18 protein-coding genes are annotated in these 23,516 nt (G+C 71.6%); 6 read left to right on the top strand and 12 right to left on the bottom strand.

What is annotated here, in order from left to right:
• Positions 1-17: 17 nt before the first annotated feature.
• The 3 genes from E2C06_RS25615 to E2C06_RS25605 all read right to left on the bottom strand — a co-directional run bounded on the left by E2C06_RS25615 (position 18) and on the right by E2C06_RS25605 (position 3,929).
• On the bottom strand, positions 18-1,037 hold the full coding sequence (locus tag E2C06_RS25615; RefSeq protein ID WP_133291428.1) for a zinc-binding alcohol dehydrogenase family protein: 1,020 nt from the start codon (positions 1,035-1,037) through the stop codon (positions 18-20).
• The gene (locus tag E2C06_RS25610) at positions 1,034-2,215 is read right to left on the bottom strand and encodes an epoxide hydrolase family protein (RefSeq protein WP_133291427.1); all 1,182 of its coding nucleotides are present in this window, start codon (positions 2,213-2,215) and stop codon (positions 1,034-1,036) included. The genes E2C06_RS25615 and E2C06_RS25610 overlap by 4 nt, the downstream gene beginning before the upstream one ends.
• A gap of 172 nt (positions 2,216-2,387) precedes the next feature.
• Complete coding sequence (locus tag E2C06_RS25605; protein ID WP_133291426.1) at positions 2,388-3,929, bottom strand: hypothetical protein; 1,542 nt, start codon at positions 3,927-3,929, stop codon at positions 2,388-2,390.
• Between the two features lie 171 nt (positions 3,930-4,100).
• On the opposite strand from E2C06_RS25605, the gene E2C06_RS25600 reads away from it, so the two are divergent.
• Together E2C06_RS25600 and E2C06_RS25595 are read left to right on the top strand one after the other, a co-directional pair.
• Positions 4,101-6,572 (top strand): hypothetical protein, encoded by a 2,472-nt coding sequence (locus E2C06_RS25600; protein WP_133291425.1) that lies wholly within the window; start codon positions 4,101-4,103, stop codon positions 6,570-6,572.
• Positions 6,569-8,035 carry an O-antigen ligase family protein gene (locus E2C06_RS25595; RefSeq protein ID WP_133291424.1) on the top strand — a complete coding sequence of 489 codons (1,467 nt, stop codon included), beginning with the start codon at positions 6,569-6,571 and terminating at the stop codon, positions 8,033-8,035. Before E2C06_RS25600 ends, E2C06_RS25595 begins: the two co-directional genes overlap by 4 nt.
• 28 nt (positions 8,036-8,063) lie before the next feature.
• Here E2C06_RS25595 and E2C06_RS25590 read toward each other — a convergent pair whose 3' ends face one another.
• The 4 genes from E2C06_RS25590 to E2C06_RS25580 form a co-directional block, all read right to left on the bottom strand.
• The gene (locus tag E2C06_RS25590) at positions 8,064-8,450 is read right to left on the bottom strand and encodes a PAS domain-containing protein (RefSeq protein WP_133291423.1); all 387 of its coding nucleotides are present in this window, start codon (positions 8,448-8,450) and stop codon (positions 8,064-8,066) included.
• A 25-nt stretch (positions 8,451-8,475) separates the two neighbouring features.
• Positions 8,476-11,136, bottom strand: a complete 2,661-nt coding sequence (locus tag E2C06_RS25585; protein WP_133291422.1) for a response regulator — start codon at positions 11,134-11,136, stop codon at positions 8,476-8,478.
• A gap of 229 nt (positions 11,137-11,365) precedes the next feature.
• Entirely contained in the window at positions 11,366-11,506 is a 141-nt protein-coding gene (locus E2C06_RS37905) for a hypothetical protein (protein ID WP_165982656.1), read from the bottom strand.
• Positions 11,507-11,767: 261 nt separating this feature from the next.
• Positions 11,768-12,736, bottom strand: a complete 969-nt coding sequence (locus E2C06_RS25580; RefSeq protein ID WP_133291421.1) for a glycosyltransferase family 2 protein — start codon at positions 12,734-12,736, stop codon at positions 11,768-11,770.
• Positions 12,737-12,895: 159 nt separating this feature from the next.
• On the opposite strand from E2C06_RS25580, the gene E2C06_RS25575 reads away from it, so the two are divergent.
• From E2C06_RS25575 to E2C06_RS25565, 3 genes are all read left to right on the top strand, one after another.
• Positions 12,896-14,845, top strand: coding sequence for a PhoX family protein (locus E2C06_RS25575; RefSeq protein ID WP_133291420.1), 1,950 nt, complete (start codon positions 12,896-12,898; stop codon positions 14,843-14,845).
• A gap of 131 nt (positions 14,846-14,976) precedes the next feature.
• Positions 14,977-15,411 carry an NUDIX hydrolase gene (locus E2C06_RS25570; RefSeq protein WP_133291419.1) on the top strand — a complete coding sequence of 145 codons (435 nt, stop codon included), beginning with the start codon at positions 14,977-14,979 and terminating at the stop codon, positions 15,409-15,411.
• Positions 15,408-15,884 (top strand): phosphatase domain-containing protein, encoded by a 477-nt coding sequence (locus tag E2C06_RS25565; protein ID WP_133291418.1) that lies wholly within the window; start codon positions 15,408-15,410, stop codon positions 15,882-15,884. The genes E2C06_RS25570 and E2C06_RS25565 overlap by 4 nt, the downstream gene beginning before the upstream one ends.
• Before the next feature lie 137 nt (positions 15,885-16,021).
• Here the strand turns inward: E2C06_RS25565 and E2C06_RS25560 are convergent, their stop codons facing one another.
• From E2C06_RS25560 to E2C06_RS39755, 4 genes are all read right to left on the bottom strand, one after another.
• A complete protein-coding gene (locus tag E2C06_RS25560; protein ID WP_241671469.1) occupies positions 16,022-16,354 on the bottom strand; it encodes a carboxymuconolactone decarboxylase family protein in 333 nt (110 codons plus the stop codon).
• A gap of 99 nt (positions 16,355-16,453) precedes the next feature.
• A complete protein-coding gene (gene clpA, locus E2C06_RS25555) occupies positions 16,454-18,799 on the bottom strand; it encodes an ATP-dependent Clp protease ATP-binding subunit ClpA (RefSeq protein WP_133291416.1) in 2,346 nt (781 codons plus the stop codon).
• A gap of 222 nt (positions 18,800-19,021) precedes the next feature.
• Positions 19,022-19,369 (bottom strand): ATP-dependent Clp protease adapter ClpS, encoded by a 348-nt coding sequence (gene clpS / locus E2C06_RS25550; protein ID WP_133219238.1) that lies wholly within the window; start codon positions 19,367-19,369, stop codon positions 19,022-19,024.
• Between the two features lie 428 nt (positions 19,370-19,797).
• Entirely contained in the window at positions 19,798-20,472 is a 675-nt protein-coding gene (locus E2C06_RS39755) for a phasin family protein (RefSeq protein ID WP_241671467.1), read from the bottom strand.
• Positions 20,473-20,984: 512 nt separating this feature from the next.
• On the opposite strand from E2C06_RS39755, the gene E2C06_RS25540 reads away from it, so the two are divergent.
• A complete protein-coding gene (locus E2C06_RS25540) occupies positions 20,985-22,076 on the top strand; it encodes a D-alanyl-D-alanine carboxypeptidase family protein (RefSeq protein ID WP_241671466.1) in 1,092 nt (363 codons plus the stop codon).
• Between the two features lie 125 nt (positions 22,077-22,201).
• Here E2C06_RS25540 and E2C06_RS25535 read toward each other — a convergent pair whose 3' ends face one another.
• On the bottom strand, positions 22,202-23,308 hold the full coding sequence (locus E2C06_RS25535) for a DSD1 family PLP-dependent enzyme (protein WP_133291414.1): 1,107 nt from the start codon (positions 23,306-23,308) through the stop codon (positions 22,202-22,204).
• Between the last annotated feature and the right edge of the window lie 208 nt (positions 23,309-23,516).

The raw sequence follows: 23,516 nt of genomic DNA, 5'->3' as shown, positions 1-23,516 counted from the left end.
CCCCTTAGCGCGCCGCGTCAGAAGCCGCCCAGCACGATCTTGCCCACCACGCGCCCCGCCTCGACCGCCGCATGGGCGCGGCGCAGGTTTGCGGCATCGATGCGGCCGTAGTTCTGCGTAGCCGTAGGCTTCAGCCGGCCGGAATCGACCAGCGCCGCCACCTCGTCCAGGATCGCGTGCTGCCGCGCCATGTCCTTGGTGCCGAACATCGGCCGGGTGAACATCGCCTCCCAATGTACCGCGGCACTCTTGAACTTCAGCAGCCGCAGGTCGAGCGGCTCCGGGTCGTCGATCAGGCCGACGCTGCCCTGCGGCGCCAGCATCGTCGCCATCTCGGCCCAGCGCGCCGGCGTCGTGTGCGTCGAGAAGATCCAGGGCATCGGCCCGGCCTCGAGCGCCGCGACCTGGGGCGGCAGTGGCTGGCTGTGGTCGACCACGTGGTGCGCGCCGCATTGCAGCACCCAGGCCGCGCTCTCGGGCCGCGAAGCCGTCGCCACCACCGTCACCTGCGTCAGCACCCGCGCCAACTGGATGGCGATGGAGGGGACGCCGCCGGCGCCGCCGATCACCAGCAGGACGTTGCCGGCCGACTCCTCGTCGCGCGGAATGCGCATGCGATCGAACAGCATCTCGTAGGCGGTCAGCGCCGTCAGCGGCAGCGATGCCGCGGCGGGATGGTCGAGCTTGTCCGGCTTGCGGCCGACGATCCGCTCATCGACCAGCTGCAGCTCGGCATTCGAGCCCTGGCGGTCCAGCACGCCGGCATACATCACCGCATCGCCGGGGCGGAAGAAGGTGCAGTCCGGACCGACCGCCTCGACCACGCCGCTGGCATCGTAGCCCAGCACCACGGGCCTGTCGGCCGAGGCCTCCATGGTCATGCGGCTCTTCATGTCGCGCGGATTGACCGAGACGCCGTGGACCCGCACCAGCAGGTCGCGCCCTTGCGGCGGCCCGGGATCGGGCAGGTCGAGATCGACCAGCGACCGCTCATGCTCGATCGGCAGCGCCCGCTGCGTGAAACCCACCGCCCTCATGCCTTCGACTCCCGCAACGACCGGAAAAAGGCTTGCACATCGGCGGCCAGCGCCGCCGGCTGCTCCATCGCGGCGAAATGGCCGCCCTTCTCCATCACCGTCCAACGCCGGATGTCGGTATAGGCGCGCGCGGCCAGGCTGCGCGGCGGCCGCATGATCTCGCGCGGGAATTGCGCATAGCCCGTCGGCACGTCGACCGTGCGGCCATCCGGGATCGGCCAGGGCCCGTGCATCCGTGCGTAGTAGGGCCAGAAGGAAGCGCCGATGCAGCCGGTGAACCAGTAGAGCGCGATGTTGCCCAGCATCCGGTCGCGGTCGATGGCGCTTTCGATCCGGCCGTCATTGTCGCTCCAGGCGTGGAACTTCTCGGCGATCCAGGCTGCGAGGCCGGCCGGGCTGTCGGCGAGCGCCGCGGCGAGGGTCTGCGGGCGGGTGCCCTGGATCCACTGATAGCCGGTCTCCTCCTTCTGCCAGTGCTCGAGCTCGTCCCGGTAGGTCCGCTCCTCAGGCGACAGCTCGCCGACGAAGATCGAGGCGTCGCGGCGTATGGCCAGCAGGTTGACGTGGATGCCGATCAGCGACCCCGCATGCAGCGCGCCGAGGCAGGCGGCGATCGAGCCGCCCCAGTCGCCACCCTGCGCCGCGTAGCGCCGATACCCAAGCACCCCGGTCATCAGTTCGTCCATGCAGGCGGCGATGTCATGCACGCCGAAGCGCTTCTGCCCCGGGGCGAAGGAAAGGCCATAGCCCGGCAGCGAGGGCGCGACGACGGTGAAGGCATCCGCGGGGTCGCCACCGAAGGCCGCCGGGTCGGTCAGCCGGGGGATGATGTCGAGGAACTCGAAGACCGATCCGGGCCAGCCATGCATAAGCAGCAGCGGCGTCGGGTTGGGGCCCTTCCCCGGCACGTGCAGGTAGTGCAGGTCGATCCCGTGCAGCGGCACCTTGTACTGCGGGAAGGCGTTCAGCGCGGCTTCCTGGGCGCGCCAGTCGAAGCCGTCCCGCCAATGCGCGACAAGCTCGCCCAGGTATGCGGCGCTGGTGCCGTAGCACCAGGGATCGCCGCCGGGCGGGATCGGCGCCTGGTCCGGCAGCCGGGTGCGGGCCAGCCGGTCGCGCAGTTCGGCGATGGCCGAATCGACGACGGCCAGCGTGAAGGGCTGGGGCTTCGGGGCCATGGGCACGTTCCTCCTGCGTGGGCGGCAGGATGCGCTGCGGGCAGGGCCAGGGGAACCCTCCAGGGCTTCCGCCGGGCCCCGCCGCCGCCGCCCGGCGGCTGCGGACGCCCAAACGTGAGATGAGGCGCCCGGGGAGAATGCCTCCTCCCCGGCCCTGCTCCGCCTCAGCAGCTTACCTTGTACAGGGCCGGCACGTAGCGTTCCCGCCGCAGATAGGCCCTGGCCCCGGGCGGCACCGCCCCCTCGATCCCCAGCACTTCCAGCGCGTCCCAGGCCAGGCTGGGCGAGGCCGTGCCGCGCGCCACCTCGAGCAGCCGCACCACGCCGCCCGGGCAGGTCGCCGCCAGGTCGAGCCCGTCATTGCCGGGGAAGCCGAGGAAATAGGCCCCGGCCGCCGGCGGCGCGCCGGTGACGCGGCCGGACAGTCCGGCTTCGCGGAGCGCGAGGTCGCCTCAACCGGGCCGGAAACGTGCAGCGTGCCGCCGGCGATGCCGCCCTGCAGCAGCCCGACCAGTTGCGGCACCACCGGCCGCGGCGCCGGGTTGAGGTCGGCGGCGACCGGTCCCGCCGCCGCCAGGCCGAGGATGCCGAGGATCGCCGGTCCGGGCCGCCGCTCCGCCAGCCGGGTCAGGCCGAGCGCCAGCACCATCGCCGCCAGGTAGGTCGCCATGGAGAAGTAGCGCGGCTCCGGCGCCAGGGTCAGCACGAAGACCACGACGACATAGACGCAGGCCATCATGATGAGAACGTCGCGCCGCAGTCCCGGCTGCTGCCCGGCGAAGGTGAAGCGGGGGAAGGCCAGCAGCACCAGGGCCGGGACCCAGGTCAGCAGCCCGGTCGGGTAGGTCACTACGCGCAGGAAGGCGTCCACGCTCCAGTGGATGTGCAGGATGCCGAGCGTCGTGTTCTGCCAGGCCGCGCCGAGCGCCAGGTTGAACAGCGGGTTGCCCATGGTGGAGACGCCGCCCGGCAGCGGCTGGCCCTCGACCAGCACATGCCCCATGTCGATCCGCAGCCGGGCCAGCGGGTCGCCGGTCATGGCCCAGTAGAAGGCGGCCTCGGCCACCAGCGGCAGGGCCGCCACCGCGGCCAGCAGGCAGGCATCCGCCAGCCGGCGGCTCAGCAGCAGCGCCAGGCCGAGGCCGAGCGCGACCGCGGCCGAGGTCTGCCGGGTGACGATGGCGAGGCCGAGCAGCAGGCCGGCGATGACCAGCTGCGCCAGCCCGGCGCCGCCGATCCGCTGCCGCACCAGCCAGAAAGCGGCACCGGCCAGCAGCAATTCCAGCACCTCGATCTGCAACCGCCCGGCGATCTGCTGGGTGAAGGCCGCCATCGCCAGCACCGCGGCGAAGGCCACCGCGGCGCGCGGCCCGATCACCGGCCGCGAAAGCCGCCAGGACATCAGGATCAGGGCAATACCCAGGGTGATATGCAGCGCCAGGACCCCGGTCGCCGTCGTCCCCGTGGCGGCGATCAGCAGCACATAGGGCAGCCGCGTCTCCCAATGGTTGCGGGCGACGTGGACACCCTCGGCGAGCCAGGCCTCGGCCCCCGCGATGTAGCGGGCGTCGTCCGAGCCCTGGTAGCCGTTCATGCCGGAGACCAGGATGGCGCCGAGGAAGAACAGCAGCACCAGGGCGAGGGCGATCCGCTCGACCGACAGGGCCACGGTCTCGGCGGGGGTCAGGGCGGGCAGGCTGGCGGCGCGGGGCATGGCGGGCAGGTCCTGGCGGCAGCGGTCGGGCTGGGTCTCTCGCCGGCGCTTCTGGCCCGGCGGTCTTGCCGGACTCCTTGCACACCTCGCGCCAAAGGCGAATTGCATCCTGCATCGCTTCGCGAGAAAGCTGCGATCCGGCAGCGACACGGCAGTTGCGATCCGCAGAACATGAGATTGATCGAAACCCTCCCCGCCCGCATCCTGCGGCTCGTCCTGCTCGCCGCCTGGCTGGTCGGCCCCGCCGCGGCACAGACCCTGGCGGGCTTCCGGCCCGGCCCCACCCAGCTCAGCCTCGACGGCCCGCGCGACCTGGCCGCGGCGCAGGAAGTGGTGCTCGAGGGCGAGAACCCGCAGTCCGACCCCGTCGTGCTGGTCCTGCGGATCGACGACGCGCAATCTGCCAGCTACGCCACGCGCTTCGAGCTGGAACGGACCGTGCTGCCCGGCCCCTTCCGCATCCGCACCGCGCCGGGTGCCTGGCGCACCCCCTCCGGCCGCTTCCTCGACGCCGCGGCGATCCGCCGCATCCTGGTCAATACCGGCTACGGCGCGGCGCCGGTCCGCATTACCGCGCTGCGGGTCGAAACCCCGGTGACGCTGCCCGCCGGTGTCGCCGCGCTGTCCTTCGGGCCGGACGACGCGCCGGTCTTCCCCGGCTTCGCCCGCGTCCCGGTCCAGGACCCGAGGATCGAGAACGGCGCCAGCCCGCGCGTGCCGATCCGCCGTTCGTCCCAGCAGCCACTGATCGGCACCGGGCTCCGCGGGGTCGAGCGCTTCGTGCTGCCCTGGCCGAACGGCCGTTGGGACGTCTCGCTCTGGACCGAGGATCCGGGCGACTGGGAATACCTTCCCCACCCGCGCCAGCGACGGGTGCTCATCAACGGCGCCGCCCCGGTCTGGTACCTGAAGACGCCCGGGGAATGGCTGCGCGAGGTCTACTTCGCCGGGCGGGAAGCGGAGGACGTCACCGATCCCTGGACCGCCTTCTATGCCCGCCGCGGCGGACTGCTCACCCAGACGGTCGAGGTGAAGGACGGCCGGATCGTCGTCGACCTGGCCGGCAACACCATTGAGGCAACTTACCTCTCGGCCATGCTGGTCGAGCCTTCCGGCACCGGCCAGGCGGCGCTGAAGCTGGTGGAAGCGGCGCGGCGCGAGCGCTTCCTCGAGGCATGGCCGGTGGTCGGGCCGCGCGCCGGGCCGGCCCCCGCGACGCTGGCGGTCGGGCTGCTGCCGCAGGGTGCCCCCGCCCAGGCGGACTGGCGGCCGGATGCCGCCCTGCCGCCGCCGCCCGCCATCGCGCGCGGCACCATCGGCTGGCTCGACGCGATGGTCGCGGCGCCGGAGCCGGACGCGGCGCCGCGCGTCACCCTCATCCCGCTCGAGCGCAACGGCCGCCACCTGCCGGCCGAGCTGCGCTGGGGCCATTGGCGCTACACCCGCCACAACCCGGCGGCCGGGCAGCTGACGCTGGAAGCCGAGCAGCTGCGCGGCGAGATGGCGCGGATGACGCTGCGCCCCGGCTTGCCGCGGCGGCTCAACCTGCTGGTCCGGGTGCCGGAGGATGCCGCCCCGGGCCGCTACGAGGGGCGGCTGGTGGTCGAGAGCCGCGGCCGCCTGGCTACCGTGCCGCTGGTGGTCGAGGTGCCATCGGTGACGCTGCCCGCGGCCGACCGGCCAGTCGGCATCTACCATGACCTGCCGCCCTATGCGGCCTGGTTCCAGGAGCTCGGCCAGGACGCCCGGCGCGGCATGGAATGCGAGCTGCGGACCATGCGCGGCCTCGGCCTGACCGGGCTTTCCCCGGCGCTCGCCACGCCCTGGCCGGGCGATCCCGCCGGCATTGTCGGCGACCTCGCCATGGCGCGGGAAGCCGGGCTCGGGATGGACCTGCTGGCCTATACGCCGGTCAAGCGGATGGTCGAGCAGCGCGGCATCGCCATGCTGCCGGAGCTGATGCAGCAGGTCGCCGCCGGCTTTGCCGCGCGCGGCCTGCCGGCGCCGGTCTGGAGCATCGCCGACGAGCCGGGCAATCCCGGCTCCCTGCCCGCCGACCTCGAACGGCTGCGCGGCGCGATCCGCCTCGGCGACGCGAAGGCGCGCGTGGCCGGGCAGCTCAACCGCCCGGCCGACCGGCAGCTGCTCGGGCTCTTCGACGTGGTGCTGCTGAATGCCGGCTTCGGCATCGACGCGCAGGAAATCCAGCGCTGGCGCAAGACGGGCCCGACGCCCTGGCTGTACAACATGCCGGATGTCGAGGCCGCGGCCGGCTTCCACCTGTGGCGCACCGGCGCGGCCGGCTACCTGCAATGGCATGGCCGCGCCATCGGCGCCGACCCCTTCGACCCGACCGACAGCGGGGAGGCCGACGTGCAGCTCTACCCCATGCAGCCGGAGGCCTGCGCCGCGGTGCCCGACCTTGACCTGCGGCTGCTGCAGATCGGCCGGGGCGTCGCCGACCTGCGCTGGATGCTCTGGCTGGAAGCCGCCGCCGCCCGGGATGCCGGCGCGCGTGGCCTGCTGGCCGAGCTGCGGCAGGAAATCCCCGCCGGCTGGCGCCGCGGCGAGGCGCCGCTGCTGGACATGCCCGGCTGGCGGCGGCGGCTGGCCCTGCTCGCCCAGGCCTCCGGAGCCCGATGAGGCTTTCCGAGGCCATCACCCACCCGGTCGGCCAGGTCGTCTTCGCGCTGGCGATGACGCTGTCGATCGCCGGCCTGTGGTGGGTGGTGAAGGACCCCTTCGTCGTCGCCGGGCTCTGCCTGGCGCCGGTCGCGGCGATCGTCGCGGTGCGCGATCCCTTCCCGCTCTGCCTCGGCTTCATCATCTTCAGCTTCTTCCGGATCCACGAGGCCTATCCCTTCCTCGAGCCATTCAAGATCCCGAAGATGCTGGCGCTCGGCACCATCTCGGTGCTGGCGCTGCATTTCTGCTTCCGCCGCATCAAGCCCTACTGGCGGCCGGAGCTGAAATGGCTGTGCTGGTTCTTCGCCCATGTCACGGTCGGGATGTTCTTCTCGGCCGGGCGGCCGCAGGCGATCGCCTATTGGTCCGATACCTTCGTCAAGATCTTCATCATGGTCTTCGCCATCGCCTGGCTGACCACGACGCCGAAGCGCTTCGCCATCGCCGCGGCCGGCTTCACCATCGCCGGCATCGCCACCTCGGCCGTCGCCATCAGCAACGCGCTGCAGGGCATCGGGATGGTGGAGGGCACGCGCGTCACCATCGGCCGGGCCAACGGCTCGGTGCTGGGCGACCCGAACGACCTCTCCCTCGTGCTGCTCTTCCCGCTCGCCTTCGCCGTCACGCTGGTGATCACCAAGGGCGTCGGCTTCCTCAACCGCGCGCTCGGCGTGATCGGCTTCGCGGTGATCGTCTGGGCCATCCTCTGCACCCAGAGCCGCGGCGGCCTGCTCGGCATTCTCTCGATCATGGGCCTGTTCGGCCTCAGGGTGATCAAGTCGAAGGTCGTGCTGCTGACCATCGGCGGCATCGGCGCGCTCGGCCTCTTCGCCGCGGCCGGCATCTCCGGCCGCTCCTCGGGCGGCGCCGGCGAGGCGGGGCTGGTGGACGAAAGCGCGCAGGGCCGCTTCAACGCCTGGGAGGCCGCCTTCTGGATGGCGGTGGACCACCCGGTCTTCGGCGTCGGGCTCGAGAACTACCGGCTGAACTACTACACCTACTCCTCGATGCTCGGCACCTTCGAGGGCATCGCCAAGGCGGTGCACAGCACCTGGTTCGCCGCCCTGTCGGAAAGCGGCTTCATCGGCTTCTGGCTGTTCATGATGGTGACGATCGGCACCCTGAAGGCGAGCTTCAAGGTGCTGAAGCGGATGGACAGGGCGGTCGCCGGCGGCATGGCGGTGCCGCCGGCGGCCTTGGCCATCGCCGCCGCCATGCCGGCCGGCATGGTCAGCTTCATCGCTTCGGGCAGCTTCCTGACCCAGGCCTTCACCTGGCCGCTCTACATCAACGTGGCGCTGACCGTGGCCGTCGCCCACTATGCCACGACGCTCGGCATCAATGTCGACGGGCAGACCCCCGAGCAGGTGAAGGCGGGCGGCTGGAAGGTGCTGCTCGGGCTGCGCGCCAGGCCGGCGTGACGCGGCCCCGCCCCGGCTCCCGTGCCTCTCAGTCCTCGCGCTGCAGCAGGATCCAGGTGCCGCCGTCGCCGGCTGACAGCAGCCGGGCCCGCAGTGCCACGTCGCGCTCGCCGCTCGGCAGGTCGCTGACGAAGTCGAAGACCACGTCGAGCGTCCCCGCCGCCCGCGCGCGCTCGATCCGGCCGCTCACCTCGGGCCGCTGAATGCAGGGTGCGATGTCGGCGAAGAAATTGCGGCCGACGACCTCCTTCCGGAAGCCCGAATTCGCCCGCTCCCGCGCGCTGTAGAAGGTGACCGTGCCGGCGGCGTCGAGCCGGATGGCGCCGAAGGCCAGGGCGTCGATCGCATCCGGCGGCATGCTCGCCAGCCGCTGCGCCAGGTCGGGCGTATCGATCTCAGGATCCTCGGTGTGCATCGCCGGATTGCTCTCTCCCGCGGGATCAACCCGCCTCGACGGCTTGGCCCGTGCCGGGTGCCGCATCCTCGTGGAACAGTACCACGCCGATCAGGTGCGTCACCGTCTCCCCGTCCTGCGAGAGCGGCAGCGTCAGTCGCTCGAAGCGCAAGGGCGGGCCCTCGCCGAAATCGAAATCGGCGGCTTCGAAAACCGGCGCCCGGGTCCGCGCCGCGCGGCGATAGGCCGCCTGCAGCGACCCCGGCACCTCCGCCGCCTCGCCCGTGCCTCCGATCGGCGTGCCGTCCAGCCCATGGCCCAGCCGGTCGGTCAGGGCGCGGCCGACGGAGACGAAGCGGAATCGCAGGTCCTCCGCCGGCCCGTCGAGCGCGACTAGCGCGCAATGCTCCTGGAGTTCCAGCCGGGCGAGGTCGAGGTTGGCTGGCCGCGGCAGCGCCTCCCCCGTCACCCGCGCGGCGTGCCAGGTCAGGAAGGCGGCGCGCAGCGAGGGCGTCCGCAGCCGCCGCAGCAGCCGCATCCCGGGCGGCGGCGCGCGCAGGCTGCGCCGCCGCTGCAGCAGTTCCAGCACCGCCTCGGCCAGCGCGACCGGCGGCACCGGGCGTTGCAGCACCAGTTCCCCCGCCAGCACCGGGCCGGGCGGCGCGACGGTCAGGAACAACACCGGCAGGGCCGGCCGCTCGGCCCGCAGCCGGGCCGCCAGGGACGCGCCGTCCGCCCCGGGCAGCTCCATCGCGGTGACCAGCAGGTCGACCGAGGCGAGCCAATGCGCCAGGCTCTCGGCCGCCTCGGCATTGCCCGCCTCGGCCACGGTATAGCCGAGGTCACGCAGCAGGGCCGCCTGCCGCGCCCGCGCGGGTTCCTCGGTATCGACCAGCAGGATCGCGGCGCCGCCATGCAGCCGCGGGTCGAGCGCATCGGATTCCTCGGGGATCATCGCCGCCGCCTCAGGGTCGGCCCGCGGCAGCAGGATCTCGACACTGGTGCCGGCGCCGGGCCGGCGGTCGATCCAGCAGGTTCCGCCCGATTGCTCCGCGAAATTGCGCACCATGGCAAGGTCGAGCCCGTGCCCGGCTGCCCTGCCTTCCGAGGCCAGGCCACCTCCCGCGTCGCGCACCGCAATCGCGATGTAATCGCCGGCCCGCAGCCCGGCCGGCTGTTGACCCGGCGGCAAGTTGCGGGCGCTGATCAGCAGCGACCCGCCGGGCGGCAGCCCGTCGCGCGCCAGCGCCGCGAGATTGAGCAGCGCCACCTCCAGCCGGTGCGGATCGGCCACCACCGGCCAAAGGCCAGGCGGCAGCTCGACCACCACGGAAAGCCCCTTGCCGATGGTGTAGTGGATCATCTCCCGCACCTCGGCCAGCAGGCCGGGCAGTTCCAGCTGGGCGGGGCGCAGTTCTTCCCGCCGGGCGAAATCGACCAGTTCGCGCAGCAGCGCCGCGGCGCGTTCCGCCGCCCGGCTACCGTCCTGGACGGCCTGCAGCAGGGCCGGGTCGGCGGTCTGCCGCGCGACCAGCCTGTAGCTGCCGACGATGGAGGCGAGGGCGGTGTTGAATTCATGCGCGACCCTGCCGGCCATCGCGCCCAGCGCCTGCAGCCGCTGCGCCTGCAGCAGCCCGGCCTGCACTTCCTCCCGCCGGCGCAGCGCGGCGCGGCGCGCCGCCTCGGCCTGTTCCAGGGCCAGGTCGCGCTCCGCCAGCTGCCGCGCCAGGGCCGCGGCCTGGGCTGACGCCGCCTGCGCCGCCGTCAGCCGCGCCTCCAGCCGGGCGGCGGCGGCCTGCAGGCCGCCCTGCAGCGCCGCCAGCTCGGCGACCGCCACGCCGCGCGGCGGCAGGGCGGTACCCGTCCCCGGGTCGGTACCCGCCACCAGCCGGTCGGCCTCGGCCTGCAGCCGGCGCAGCGACCGGCGGAGCCCCCGGGCGAGGCCGAGCGCCAGCAGCCCGGCGGCCAGCACCGCCGCCAGGCCGCCCAGCCCCCAGGCCAGGACGGCGCGCCGGACCGGCGCATCCAGCGCGGCGGCTGGCTGCGCCACCACCAGGGTCCAGCCGGGGATTGCGGCGATGCTCGCCTGGGCCAGGACCCAGAGCTGGCCGTCGCGGCCGGCAACGCGCAGCGGTCCGGCCAGCGGGCCGAGCGGCGCCGTGGGCAGGGCTGCCGCGTTCTCGGCCGGCACGTCCGAGGCGGCGACGAGGCTGCCGCGGTCATCCAGCAGCAGCGCGTCCGCGGCCGGCGGCAGGCCCGGGCCGGCGAGCAGCGACCGCAGCGGCGGGCCGCCGAGCCGGACGCCGAGCGCGGCGCCGCCTTCCGCATCGCGCAGCGGCACCGCGACCAGGATGGCCGGCCCGTCCGGGGCGCGGCGAAAGGCAGGGCGGACGCCAGCGGAGACCTGCCGGAAAACCTCGGCGAAGGCGGGGTCCGGCGAGACGGCGGCGTCCCGCCCGACCAGGCGGACCGGCAGGCCGGGCCGTCCGGCCAGGGGCCGTATCGCCGCCGCGGGACCGGCCGGCGGAGCGGCACCGGCCAGGTCGTCGAGCGCGCCGGCGAGCCCCGCGACCTCCCGGTCGAGCGCCGTGGCGAGGACCGTCGCAGCCTCGGCGAGCCGGTCGAGCGCCGCCGCGCGCTGCGCCACGGCCGACTGCCAGGTCGAGAACAGCCCGGCGAGCAGCGCGGGACAGAGCGCGATGAGCACCAGGGCCAAAAGCACCCCGCGAAGGCCCGGTGGCCGCGATACGGCGGGGCTCGTCATCCGGCCGGGTCGACGCCGCAGCCGGACCGGGCGGGCGCGCGCCGGGCCAGCCTCCGTGTGGGCCTGGGTTGGCATCCCTGGCCGCGATGGAATGCGATGATCACCACAGCTTGTAACTACCCCCGTGGTTGCGGTGGGGGAAGGCCGATCTGCCGGAGGCGTGAGCGGCGGATCAGGCCGGGTCCGGCCGCGGCGCCGCCGCCACCGTCCGCCGGGCCTGCAGCAGGGTCACCGCCACCACCATCGGCACCAAGCCGATGCAGAGGTCGAAGCTTAGGTCGCCGGCAAAGACGCCGAGGATGATCAGCGCCATCGGCATCCGCAGGCCGAAGCCGATCGGCCGGCGGTTCGGACCATGGTCGACAGTGCCGACGAAAGCCCCGGGCGCGACGATGCGGATGGCCGCGGCCTGCCGGTCCTGCCGGAAAAGCCGGAAAGCCGCAGATTGCCAGCATCAGCGGCGGGCCGAGCGCCGAAAAGCCGGCGATGCTGCGCTCGATCGGCGCCGCGGCATTGTCCGTTCTTTCGCCATGCCAGCATCCCTCCGCAAGGATGCGGCGCACAGGGCGCTGGGTCACGCTGCCGGCGCCCTGTGCGCCAGGTAGGCCAGCCGCTTCGATTCCTTGCGGCCGCGGGCGACGCTGTCCAGCACCAGGCCGCAGACCTGCGACAGGAATGACAGCAGGACGACCCCGGTAGCCAGCACCGCCGTCGGCAGGCGGGGGACGAGGCCGGTTTCGAGGTACTGCCAGAGCACCGGCGCGGCGAGGCCGAGGCCGAGCAGCAGCAGGCCGAGAGCGGCCAGCGAGAAGAACTGCAGCGGCCGTTCCTCCTTCACCAGCACCAGGATGGTGCGCAGGATGCGGAGGCCGTCGGCATAGGTCCGCAGCTTCGAGGCGCTGCCGGCCGGGCGGTCCTTGTAGGCGGTCGGCAATTCGCCGACCGGCATGTTCAGCTCCAGCGCGTGGATGGTGAGCTCGGTCTCGGTCTCGAAGCCGGCGGAGAGCGCCGGGAAGGACTTGACGAACCGCCGCGAGAAGACCCGGTAGCCCGACAGCATGTCGGAGATCCGGTCGCCGAAGACCTGGGCAACCATGCCGGTCAGCATCCAGTTGCCGAAGCGGTGGCCACGGCGATAGGCGGCCTCGATCGCGGTCACCCGGACGCCGGTGACCATGTCCAGCTGGTCCTCGAGCAGCAGCGCCACCATCGCCGGCGCCGCGGCAGCGTCGTAGGTGTCGTCGCCATCGACCAGGACATAAAGGTCGGCCTCGACATCGGCGAACATGCGGCGGACCACATGGCCCTTGCCCTGCAGGCGTTCGGTACGCACGACGGCGCCGGCGGCGCGCGCCGCTTCGGCCGTGCCGTCGGTCGAGTTGTTGTCGTAGACATGGATGGTCGCCTCCGGCAGCGCGCGGCGGAAGGCCTCGACCACGCGCGGGATCGCCACCGCCTCGTTGTGGCAGGGGATCAGCACCGCGATGCGCGGGGCGCTGCCGCGCAGGCAGGCTTCGGCCAGGTGGAAGGGAATGTCGAGCATGGCGCGGCCTCCGGAGTTCGGCTCGGGCATCGCAAGCGGCGTACCGCGCAAGATGCGTCGCAGAATGCGACTGGCTGTCATCCCGGTGTCGCTGGACAAGCCTGGCCGGGCGGTGCCTGATTCACGGCCAGCACGCCCAGCAGAAGCGCGGATGACGCCATGACCGAGACCAGCAGCACCGAGGACCCGATCGAGATCGAGGACATCGGCAGCAATCCCGACCCGCGCCAGCCGATCGGCGAGATGATCGCCGCCCGCCTGTCTCGCCGCGGGCTGCTGGGTGCGGCCGCTGCCGCGGCGCTGCCAGCCCTGCCCGCCTTCGCGCAGGATACCGGCAATTCCGCGAATCCCGGCCCCTCCTCCCTCGCCTTTTCCGAGCTGCGCCACCAGCTCTCCCAGCGCGATGCGGTGGCAGAGGGGCACGAGATCCAGCTGGTGATCCGCTGGGGCGACCCGATCCTGCCGGACGCGCCGTCGCACGACCCGCACCGGCAGACCGCCGGGGCGCAGGCCGGCCAGTTCGGCTACAACAACGACTACCTGGACTTCTTCCCGCTGCCCCAGGGGAGCAAGGCCGGCGATCGCGGCCTGCTGGTGGTGAACCACGAATACACCAACACCAATCTGATGTTCCCCGGCCTCGGCGCCGGTCGCCAGGCCGGCAGCCGCACCAGCGCCGAGCAGGGCGCGGTGGAGCGCGCCGCGCATGGTCTCTCGGTAGTCGAGGTCCGGCGCGAGGGCGGCCGCTGGTCCTATGCGAAGGACAGCCGATGGAACCGCCGCATCACGCTCGAGACGCCGATGCGGATCAGCGGCCCGGCGGCGGGCCATGCCCGTCTGCAGACCGCCGAGGACCCGACCGGCACCCGCGTCCGCGGCACGATGAACAACTGCGCCGGCGGCAATACGCCCTGGGGCACGGTCATAACGTGCGAGGAGAACTTCAACGTCGCCTTCGGCGGCGAGGCCGCCACCGCCGGCCCGCAGGCTGCGGCCTACAAGCGCTACGGCATCCAGAAGGACCCGGTCTATGGCTGGCGCCGCTTCGAGGCCCGCTTCGACCTGGACCAGAGCCCGAACGAGCCGAACCGCTTCGGCTGGGTGGTCGAGTTCGACCCCTACGACCCCGAGAGCGTGCCGGTGAAGCGCACCGCGCTCGGCCGCTTCAAGCATGAGTGCTGCACCCATGCGGTCTGCCCGGATGGCCGCGTCGCCTTCTATTCCGGCGACGACGAACGCTTCGACTACCTGTACAAATTCGTCACCGCGAAACCCTGGAACCCGACCGACCGCGCCGCCAACCGCGACCTGCTGGACGAGGGCACGCTCTACGCGGCGAAGTTCGAGGCGGACGGCAGCATGCGCTGGCTGCCCCTGGTGCAGGGCCAGGGACCGCTGACCGCGGCGAACGGCTTCGCCGGCCAGGGCGACGTGGTGATCGAGGCCCGTCGCGCCGCCGACCTACTGGGCGCGACGCCGATGGACCGGCCGGAGGACGTGGAGACCAACCCGGCCAATGGCCGGGTCTACGTGATGCTGACCAACAACAGCGCCCGAAAGGCCGAGCAGGTGAACCCGGCCAATCCGCGCGCCGCGAACAACCACGGCCATGTGGTCGAGATCATCCCGCCCGGTGCCGGCACCGCCCAGGTCGACCACGCCGCCGAGACGGCGCGCTGGGGCATCTTCCTCGCCGCCGGCAAGCCGGGCGTCGATGCCGGGACGCAGTACCACCGCGCGACCTCCGACCAGGGCTGGCTCTCCTGCCCCGACAATTGCGCCTTCGACAGCCGCGGCCGGATCTGGATCGCCACCGACGGGGCGTCGTACACCTCGGGCGTCGCCGACGGGCTCTATGCCGCCGACACCGCCGGGCCGGGCCGGGCGCTGACCCGGCTCTTCTACCAGGCGCCGACCGGGGCCGAGGTCTGCGGCCCGCGCTTCACCCCGGACGATCGCACCATCTTTCTGGCGATCCAGCATCCCGGGGAGGACCCCGGCAGCAGCTTCGACCGGCCCTCCACCCGCTGGCCGGACTTCAAGGACGGCGCACCGCCGCGGCCCTCAGTCATCGCCATCGTGCGGAAGGACGGCGGCATGATCGGCTGAGCCGCCTGGCGCGCGATCAAATATGCCTGCCAAGGCGGCAAAAACCGACAAGAGAGGCAACAAATCGACGGCTTGTCCGTATAGTATCCCAACCATCCATGCGAGAGTAACGATTCAGATCCCGGAACATCATGCCGAGCCGCTCCGCCACATCCCGCCGCCAATGTGCCGCCCTGCCGCTCAGCCGTGAGGGTGCGGAGCTTCGGGTCATGCTGGTCACCAGCCGCGAGACCCGTCGCTGGGTCATCCCCAAGGGCTGGATCGAGAAGCGGCACAGCGCCGCCGCCCAGGCGGCGCAGGAAGCCTTCGAGGAAGCCGGCATCCGCGGCCGCATCGCCAAGACGCCGATCGGCCAGTACGCCTATCCCAAGCGCCTGGCCAATGGCGCCAGTGTGACCTGCAACGTCGAGGTCTATCCGCTGGAGGTCGATAGCCTGCTCGACCGCTGGCCGGAGATGGCCGAACGGGAGCGCCGCTGGTTTACCCTGGCCGAGGCCGCAGCCCTGGTGCAGGAAGGTGGTCTCGTCAGCCTGATGCTGGGCCTGGAGCCGCCGCGGGCGGCGTGAGGGTAGACGCCCTGCGGCTGCCGGGCGGCGGGTTGCTCGGTATCACCCATGCGCCTGGCCGCCGCGGCGGTGACTTGGCCGCCGACCTCGCGGCGATCCGCGCCTGGGGTGCCACCGACCTGCTGACCCTGCAGGAGCCGGCCGAGCTGCCGCCCGGGATGGCGGCGGCGGTTGCCGTGGCGGGTCTTGCCTGGCACCGGATGCCGATCCCCGACATGCAGCCGCCCGGCACGGCGGCGCTGGCTGCCTGGTCGGGCATCGCCCCGCTGCTGCGCGCCACCTGGACTGCGGAGGGGCGCGTCGTGGTGCATTGCGCTGCCGGGCTCGGCCGCAACGGCACCTTCGCCGCCTGCCTGTTGCGCCAATCAGGGCTGGAGGCTGCGGCGGCGATCGCCGCCGTGCGCGCCGCCCGGCCAGGGGCGATCGAGACGCCGGAGCAGGAAGCCTTCATCCGGGCCGGGGGGTTCGGGTGAGCATGGCTGGGGAAACGGTGTTCTCCCCAGCTTCCTTTTCGATTCCTGGAATTTCGGCCGTCGTCGCGCGGCGAGCGCGAATCCGGCAAAAGGCAGGTCGCGACCTGGAGAGGCGATAGGTCTCCCTTCCCGCCGTCCTATTCCTCTCCCGCCGCGTCCAGCACGTGCAGCGAATAGGTGAAGGCCGCCCCGGCATTCAACGCAATGGCAACGCCCAGCGCCTCGGCCATCTCGGCCTTGGTTGCCCCGGCATGCTTGGCCTTCCGCACATGCGCATCGATGCAGCCGTCGCAGCGGGTGGTGACCGCGACGGCGAGGGCGATCAGCTCGCGCGTCTTGGCATCCAGGTGGGTCGTGGTGGCAGCGCCCCGGCTCAGCGCGCCGAAGCCCTTGACCAGTTCGGGGTGCAGTGCGTTCAGCGCCTTGCCTTGCTCGCGTGCGGCGGCGTTGTAGGCGTCCCAGTCCTTGATGGCGCTCATCTGGCGTTCCTGCCCCTGGAAATGAAAACGGGCGTGGGGTCATCCCCCACGCCCGTCTGATGATACCTGCCCGCGATCCGGGCGGGAGCCCTACTCGATCGTTTCCGGCTCCTTCTCCGCCTCGCCGTCGCCTTCCTCGGGCTTCGGCAGGGCGGGCGCCGCGGCTTCCAGGTACTCGAAGGACAGCGCGCCGTCCTTCATGCCCACCTTCACCGCGCCGCCCTTGGTCAGCTTGCCGAAGAGCAGCTCCTCGGCCAGGGGCTTCTTGACGAACTCCTGGATGACGCGGCCGAGCGGGCGCGCGCCATAGAGCGGATCGAAGCCCTTCTCGGCCAGCCATTCCTTCGCCGCAGAGCTCAGCTCGATGGTGACGTTGCGGTCGGCCAGCTGGGCTTCCAGCTGCATGACGAACTTCTCGACGACCCGGCCGACGATCTCCGGCGTCAGGCCCGAGAAGGGCACGATCGCGTCCAGCCGGTTGCGGAATTCCGGGGTGAACATGCGGTTGATCGCCTCGGTGTCCTCGCCGATGCGGACCGTCGCGCCGAAGCCGATCGCCGTCTTGGCCATCTCGGCGGCGCCCGCATTCGTCGTCATGATCAGGATGACGTTGCGGAAATCCACCGTCTTCCCGTTGTGGTCGGTCAGCTTCCCGTGGTCCATGACCTGCAGCAGGATGTTGTAGAGGTCCTGGTGCGCCTTCTCGATCTCGTCCAGCAGCAGGACCGCATGCGGGTGCTGGTCGACGGCGTCGGTCAGCAGGCCGCCCTGGTCGAAGCCGACATAGCCCGGCGGCGCGCCGATCAGCCGGCTGACACTGTGCCGCTCCATGTATTCCGACATGTCGAAGCGGATCAGCTCGATCCCGAGCGTCTTCGCCAGCTGCTTCGCCACTTCGGTCTTTCCGACGCCGGTCGGGCCGGAGAAGAGGTAGTTGCCGATCGGCTTCTCCGCGTCGCGCAGCCCGGCGCGGGACAGCTTGATCGCCGCCGAGAGCGTTTCGATCGCCTTCTCCTGGCCGAAGACCATCGACTTCAGGTCGCGCTCGAGCGTCTTCAGCGTCTCCTTGTCGTCGTTGCTGACGGTCTTCGGTGGGATGCGGGCGATCTTCGCCACGATCTCCTCGACATCCTTCAGCGTGACGGTCTTCCGCCGCTTGCCCTCGGGCAGCAGCATCCGCGAGGCGCCGACCTCGTCGATGACGTCAATGGCCTTGTCCGGAAGCTTGCGGTCGTGGATGTACTTGGCCGAGAGCTCGACCGCGGCGCGGATGGCTTCTGGCGTGTAGCGGACCTTGTGGTGCTTCTCGTAGTTGGTCTTGAGGCCCTGCAGGATCTTTACCGCGTCTTCCAGGCTCGGCTCGTTGACGTCGATCTTCTGGAAGCGGCGGACCAGCGCGCGGTCCTTCTCGAAGTAGTTGCGGTATTCCTTGTAGGTGGTCGACCCGACGCAGCGCAGCGTGCCCTGGGCGAGCGCCGGCTTCAGCAGGTTCGAGGCATCCATGGCGCCGCCCGAGGTCGCGCCGGCGCCGATCACCGTGTGGATCTCGTCGATGAAGAGGATGGAGCCGGGCTGCTGCTCCAGCTCGTTCACCACCGCCTTCAGCCGTTCCTCGAAGTCGCCGCGGTAGCGGGTGCCGGCCAGCAGGCTGCCCATGTCGAGCGCGTAGATCGTGCTCTTCAGCAGGACCTCCGGCACGTCGCCCTCGATGATCCGCTTGGCCAGGCCCTCGGCGATGGCAGTCTTGCCGACGCCGGGATCGCCGACATAGAGCGGGTTGTTCTTGGTGCGGCGGCAGAGGATCTGGATCGTCCGCTCGATCTCGGTGTCACGGCCGATCAGCGGGTCGATCTTGCCGGCCTGGGCCTTCTTGTTGAGGTTGACGCAATAGTTGGTCAGCGCGTCCTGGCTGCGGCCGCGGGCGGGCTTCTCCTCCTTCTCCGGCTCCTCGTTCTGCGGGTTGGAGGGCGTGCCGGCGACCGGACGGCTGGCGGCACGGCCCGGCGCCTTGGCGATGCCGTGGCTGATGAAGTTCACCGCGTCGAGCCGCGTCATGTCCTGCAGCTGCAGGAAGTAGACCGCGTGGCTCTCACGCTCGGAGAACAGCGCGACCAGGACATTGGCGCCGCTCACCTCGTCCCGGCCGCTGGACTGCACATGAATCGCGGCGCGCTGGACGACGCGCTGGAAGCCGGCGGTCGGCTTCGGGTCGCCGGCCCGTTCCGTGACCAGGCCGGCCAGGTCCTTGTCGAGGAATTCGGTGAGGTCGCGCTTGAGCTTCTCGGTATCGACGCCGCAGGCCTTGAGGACGGTCGAGGCGTCGGTGTCGTCGGTCAGGGCGAGGAGGAGATGCTCCAGGGTCGCGTATTCGTGCCGGCGTTCATTCGCGAGGCCGAGGGCGCGATGGAGCGTCTGCTCGAGGTTGCGTGACAGCATGCTAGAGACGCTCCCAATGAGAACCATCGTACGGGACATCGCCCGGAAGCGACGGAGGGTTTCCCCGGTTGAACATCTTGGACCATCCGCTCCCCGAGGCATCCCCCCCGTTCGGCGGAGTGGGATGAAAGTACCGGCCCGACCTCTCCGGAGTCATTGCAGTGTCGCGCGGAAAGGTTTGCGATTCCCGTCGCAAGACGCGGCACGGGGCAAAGGTCCGGGTCACTCCTTCTCGATGGTGCACTGGAGAGGATGCTGGTTCTGCCGGGCCAAGTCCATCACTTGCGTCACTTTCGTTTCGGCAACTTCATAGGTATAGACCCCGCAAACCCCTACCCCGCGGCGATGCACGTGCAGCATGATCCGGGTCGCTTCCTCCCGGTTCTTCTGGAAGAAGCGTTCCAGGACATGCACAACGAACTCCATCGGCGTGTAGTCGTCGTTGAGCATCAGCACCTTGTACATGGCCGGCTTCTTGGTGCGCGGCCGGGTCTTCACCACCACGCCGGTGTTCGGCGTGGTGTCGCCGGGCGGGTTCCCTCCGTTCGGTCGCTTGTCTTGGTCGCTCATCGAAGTTCCTGGTGGGAGTGTCCCGGAAGGAGTTCCCGGAAGACGGGGCTCGCCTGGCAGCTGGTCTCCGGGGCCGGCCGAGGCTGGTTCCCGGCGCCGACCCGCCGCGAAGAATAGTGCCGCGCGCGGCGTCAGGTGAAGCACGACGCGTGGGCATCGGCAAAGATATGGGGCGGCGGGGGGGCGCCGGGAAGCCCGGACCGACCGGGACGCGGCATCGGGCAGCGGATCGCCCCGGGGCGGCACCGCCCGATGGCGGCAATCCGCCCTGCGCGCACCAGGCTCGCGCGGCCCGGGGCCAAGGGCCGCAACAAAGAAAGGCCCGGACCGGGCCGCCACGCCCCCGGGTCGGGGGACGGGCGGCCCGGTCCGGGCCCTATTTCATGCGTCCCGGCCGCTCGGGCCGGGATGCCGCGGCGTTGCCGTGATCAGGCCGCGAGCGGCTTGCCGAAGCTCTCGACCGCCAGCGTCATGCGGGCGGAGAGCGGCGCGAAGGAGGTCTCGGCCAGCTTCAGCGCGGCTTCCTGCAGCTTGGCGCTTTCGGCCAGGCTCTTCTCGACGGCGGCGCGGGCGAAGGTCGCCTGGATCTCGGCGGCTTCCTTCAGGCTCTTGACGGAGCCGAGCGCCTTGGCGCCGGCGACGCCGTGGTCGGCGAGGCCCTGGAACATCGCCATCGTCTGCTTGCCGAGGTCCTGCACGCCGGCGACGTAGAGCTGGGTCGCCTTGGTCATTGCCTCGAAGTTGCCGCGGGTGAACTCGGTGGCCTGCTCCGCGGCCTTCAGGAAGCCTTCGGTCGCCTTGGTTGCCTGTTCCATGGTGGTCTCCATTGTCATGCGCGTCGGCTGCGCGGGGGCTGCGTCGCTGATCGTGCCGGCCGGCGGAAGGACCTGCGGAGCGGCCTCGATGGCCGCATGTTCCGCTGCCGCTTCCAACGGCGCCTGCGTCTCGGGCAGCGCGGCCTTGGCCGCGACGGTCCCGATCCCGGGTTCAGGGGCCGCCGGCGCCGTCTCGTCCGCCTCGGCCATGGCCTCGATCGCCTTGGCTCTGGGTCGCGCGCGCGGGGCCGGGGTGGAAGCCACCTTCGCCTCGGTCACGGTCGCCATCGCCTTGCTCTTTCGGATTGCCACGTCTCGCCTCACCCTTGCTCGACGCCGGTCCGGGGCGTTGAACCCCGTTGGTGCGCCGCTTTGCTGCACTGCAACATGAAGGGTAGTACCTGTCCTCCTGGTGCCGCCGCAAGACTTTTTTGCATCGCACAATGCGAATTGCGTCTCACGGATCGGCGATCAGGGAAACTCTGTCGGTACTCTGTTAACCACGCGCGGATAGGAGGGGAGGCACGGGTGTTTACACGCCGGCGCACCCTCACGAGGCAAGTGATTGCTTCCGCGAGGTTCTCGTTCCATTCCGGTGGACAACGGCGTTGGCAACACCGTATCGTGTGGACGATTCGCTGGCATGCCGGGGGGGCGGTGCCGCGTATCAGGGGGCTGCCATGTTCGGGACCAGCGCATCCTTGCGCTTGAGGGCCATTCGCGCCCTCATGCTCGCCTGCGGAATCGGCGCTGCCGTTCCGGCTTCGGCTCAAATCGGCAGCGAACGCTATGCCGCCATCGTGGTCGACGCGCGAACCGGCAATGCCCTGATCGCCGCAAGCCCGGATGAGCGGCGATATCCAGCCTCGCTCACCAAGATGATGACCGTCTACATGGCGTTCGAGGCGCTGCGCGACGGCCGCATCACGCTCTCGACGCCGGTGCCGGTTTCCTACTCCGCCGCCTCCATGGCACCGTCCAAGCTGGGACTCGCCCCGGGGATGAACCTGACGGTCGAGGAGGCGATCCTCGCCCTGGTCACCAAGTCGGCCAACGACGCCGCCGCCGCGCTCGGCGAGCTGCTCGGCGGCGGGTCGGAGGACCGCTTCGCGCAGATGATGACCCTGCGCGCCCGCGGCCTCGGCATGACGCGGACCACCTTCCGCAACGCCTCCGGCCTGCCCGACATCGACCAGGTCTCGACCGCGCGCGACATGGCCATGCTCGGCCAGCGGCTGATCCGCGACTTCCCGGACCGCTATACCTTCTTCTCCACCCCGCATTTCGTCTTCCGCGGCCGCACCCACTGGAACCACAACCGGCTGCTGAACGAATACGAGGGCGCCGACGGCATCAAGACCGGCTATGTCGACGACAGCGGCTTCAACCTGGTCGCCTCCGCCCAGCGCGACGGCATCCGCCTCGTCGCCGCGGTCTTCGGCGGCCGCACCGGCCGGGAGCGCGACCGCCACATGATGGCGCTGCTCGACCAGGGCTTCGCCGGCCTCGGCGTCGCGCCGCGCGACGCCATGGTCGCCCGCCGCGCCATGCCCGGCATGATGGCAAGCGCCAGCGCCGCGACGCTCGCCCGCACCGGGCGCCCTGCCGGCCGGCAGGTCGTCGTCGCCCGCCGCAGCGCGCCGGCCCCGAAGGGCAGCGCCTTCCGATTGGTGGACACCAGGCCGTCGCTGCTGCGGATGACCGCGGCCACCAAGGGCGGCAAGCCGGTGGCCCGGCCGGTGGCGAGGATCGAGCAGGGCGACACCAGCCGCGGGACCGCCCCGGTCAGGCGCCCGCCGGCGGTGGCCAGCAAGGCCGCCTCGGGCAAGGCCGCCGAGAAGCCGGCGGCCAAGCCGGTGAAAACCGCCTCAGCCAGCCGTCGCGCCGGCTGACGCCGCCGGTCCGGGGGTCCCCGCTTGAAGGGCCCCGGGCGCCGGTCTCGGATCACCGCCGGCGACGCGCGCCGGCCCCGCTTCGGCGGGTTGCGCGGGTCAGCCCCGCGCGCCGGCATTCCGCCTCAATGCATTCCGCCGCGGGCGGCGACCGGCCAGAGGCATTCCACCCGCCCCCGCCGCACCCCGACATACCAGTCGTAGCGATCGACCGTCGGGTCGCAATGGCCCGGCACCAGCCGCAGCTTCTCCCCGAGCACCGGCGCCGCGCCATCCTCGACCAGCAGCTTGCCGTGCTCGTCGGAGGCCCCGGCGTAGCGCAGCCCCGGCCGGCCCTGCACCAGCGGCAGGCCGCTGTCGATCGCCACCGCCTTGTGCCCGGCATCCACCACGGCGACGCCGGGCAGCGACCGGCTCATCACCGTGGCCAACACGAACAAAGACTGCCGGAAGGGCGGCGGGACGTCGTTCCGGGCATAGTCGGCATCCATGAAGGCGTAGGACCCCGCCTGGATCTCCGTATAGACGCCGCTCGCGGCCTCCAGCGCGAAAGTGCCGGTGCCGCCGCCGCCGACGATCTCGCAGGCCAGGCCGCGCTGGCGCAGCTGCTCGACCGTGCGGCGGGTGACCTCGGCGGCATGGCCGATCGCCGCCTCGCGCTCCCCCGGGCTGCGCTTGTGCTGGGCGCTGCCATGATAGCTCTGCAGCCCGCCGAAGCGGAGATGCGGACTGGCGGCGATGCGCTCGGCCAGGGCCACCGCCTCCGGTCCCGGGGCCACGCCGCAACGGGCGGCGCCGCAGTCGATCTCGACCAGCACGCGGATGCGGACGCCGGCGGCCTCCGCCGCCGCGGCGATCTCGCCGACCTGCGCGGCATCGTCGGCGCAGACCGCGACCTCGGCGATCGAGGCCAGGGCCGCCAGCCGCGCCAGCTTGCTGGACCCGACCACCTGGTTGCTGACCAGGATGTCGGGGATGCCGCCCCAGGCCAGAGCCTCGGCCTCCGCCACCTTCTGCACGCATTGGCCGACCGCGCCGCGCGCCATCTGCAGCCGCGCGATCACCGGCGACTTGTGGGTCTTGGCATGCGCCCGCAGCTTCACGCCGGTCGGCGCCAGCAGCGCCGCCATGGCGTCGAGATTGGCCTCGAAGGCGTCGAGGTCGAGCAGCAGGGCGGGGGTATCGACCTCCTCCTCGCGCATCCCCGGTTCGGCGGGCGGCGGCTGCAGCATGAGTGGGCGACTCCGGCGATGCGAGGACAACAGGGATATCCATGCTGCGGCAGGTGCCGCCTGGCTACGCTTGATCTGGCGCAAAACGAATCGCCCCGCTCACGGCGGCTCCATCCAGCCGGCGATGCGGGCGCGCCCGCCCATGGCGCGGTGCATGGAGGCGATCAGGCGGAGGTTGGCGGCCCCCAATCGCCGGCCCCAGTGGTCC

It is taken from the genome of Dankookia rubra (assembly GCF_004355005.1).
GTDB classification, from domain to species: Bacteria; Pseudomonadota; Alphaproteobacteria; order Acetobacterales; family Acetobacteraceae; genus Paracraurococcus; species Paracraurococcus ruber_A.
Note: the sequence above shows the minus strand (reverse complement) of the source record. Positions and strands in the feature narration are given on the sequence as shown.

What these genes read in the sequence shown, in the direction of transcription:
- E2C06_RS25615 (WP_133291428.1), bottom strand. Translation starts at nt 1,037, where the DNA reads ATGAGGGCGGTGGGTTTCACGCAGCGGGCGCTGCCGATCGAGCATGAG.
- E2C06_RS25610 (WP_133291427.1), bottom strand. Translation starts at nt 2,215, where the DNA reads ATGGCCCCGAAGCCCCAGCCCTTCACGCTGGCCGTCGTCGATTCGGCC.
- E2C06_RS25605 (WP_133291426.1), bottom strand. Translation starts at nt 3,929, where the DNA reads ATGCCCCGCGCCGCCAGCCTGCCCGCCCTGACCCCCGCCGAGACCGTG.
- E2C06_RS25600 (WP_133291425.1), top strand. Translation starts at nt 4,101, where the DNA reads ATGAGATTGATCGAAACCCTCCCCGCCCGCATCCTGCGGCTCGTCCTG.
- E2C06_RS25595 (WP_133291424.1), top strand. Translation starts at nt 6,569, where the DNA reads ATGAGGCTTTCCGAGGCCATCACCCACCCGGTCGGCCAGGTCGTCTTC.
- E2C06_RS25590 (WP_133291423.1), bottom strand. Translation starts at nt 8,450, where the DNA reads ATGCACACCGAGGATCCTGAGATCGATACGCCCGACCTGGCGCAGCGG.
- E2C06_RS37905 (WP_165982656.1), bottom strand. Translation starts at nt 11,506, where the DNA reads ATGGCGCTGATCATCCTCGGCGTCTTTGCCGGCGACCTAAGCTTCGAC.
- E2C06_RS25580 (WP_133291421.1), bottom strand. Translation starts at nt 12,736, where the DNA reads ATGCTCGACATTCCCTTCCACCTGGCCGAAGCCTGCCTGCGCGGCAGC.
- E2C06_RS25575 (WP_133291420.1), top strand. Translation starts at nt 12,896, where the DNA reads ATGACCGAGACCAGCAGCACCGAGGACCCGATCGAGATCGAGGACATC.
- E2C06_RS25570 (WP_133291419.1), top strand. Translation starts at nt 14,977, where the DNA reads ATGCCGAGCCGCTCCGCCACATCCCGCCGCCAATGTGCCGCCCTGCCG.
- clpA (WP_133291416.1), bottom strand. Translation starts at nt 18,799, where the DNA reads ATGCTGTCACGCAACCTCGAGCAGACGCTCCATCGCGCCCTCGGCCTC.
- clpS (WP_133219238.1), bottom strand. Translation starts at nt 19,369, where the DNA reads ATGAGCGACCAAGACAAGCGACCGAACGGAGGGAACCCGCCCGGCGAC.
- E2C06_RS39755 (WP_241671467.1), bottom strand. Translation starts at nt 20,472, where the DNA reads ATGGCGACCGTGACCGAGGCGAAGGTGGCTTCCACCCCGGCCCCGCGC.
- E2C06_RS25535 (WP_133291414.1), bottom strand. Translation starts at nt 23,308, where the DNA reads ATGCTGCAGCCGCCGCCCGCCGAACCGGGGATGCGCGAGGAGGAGGTC.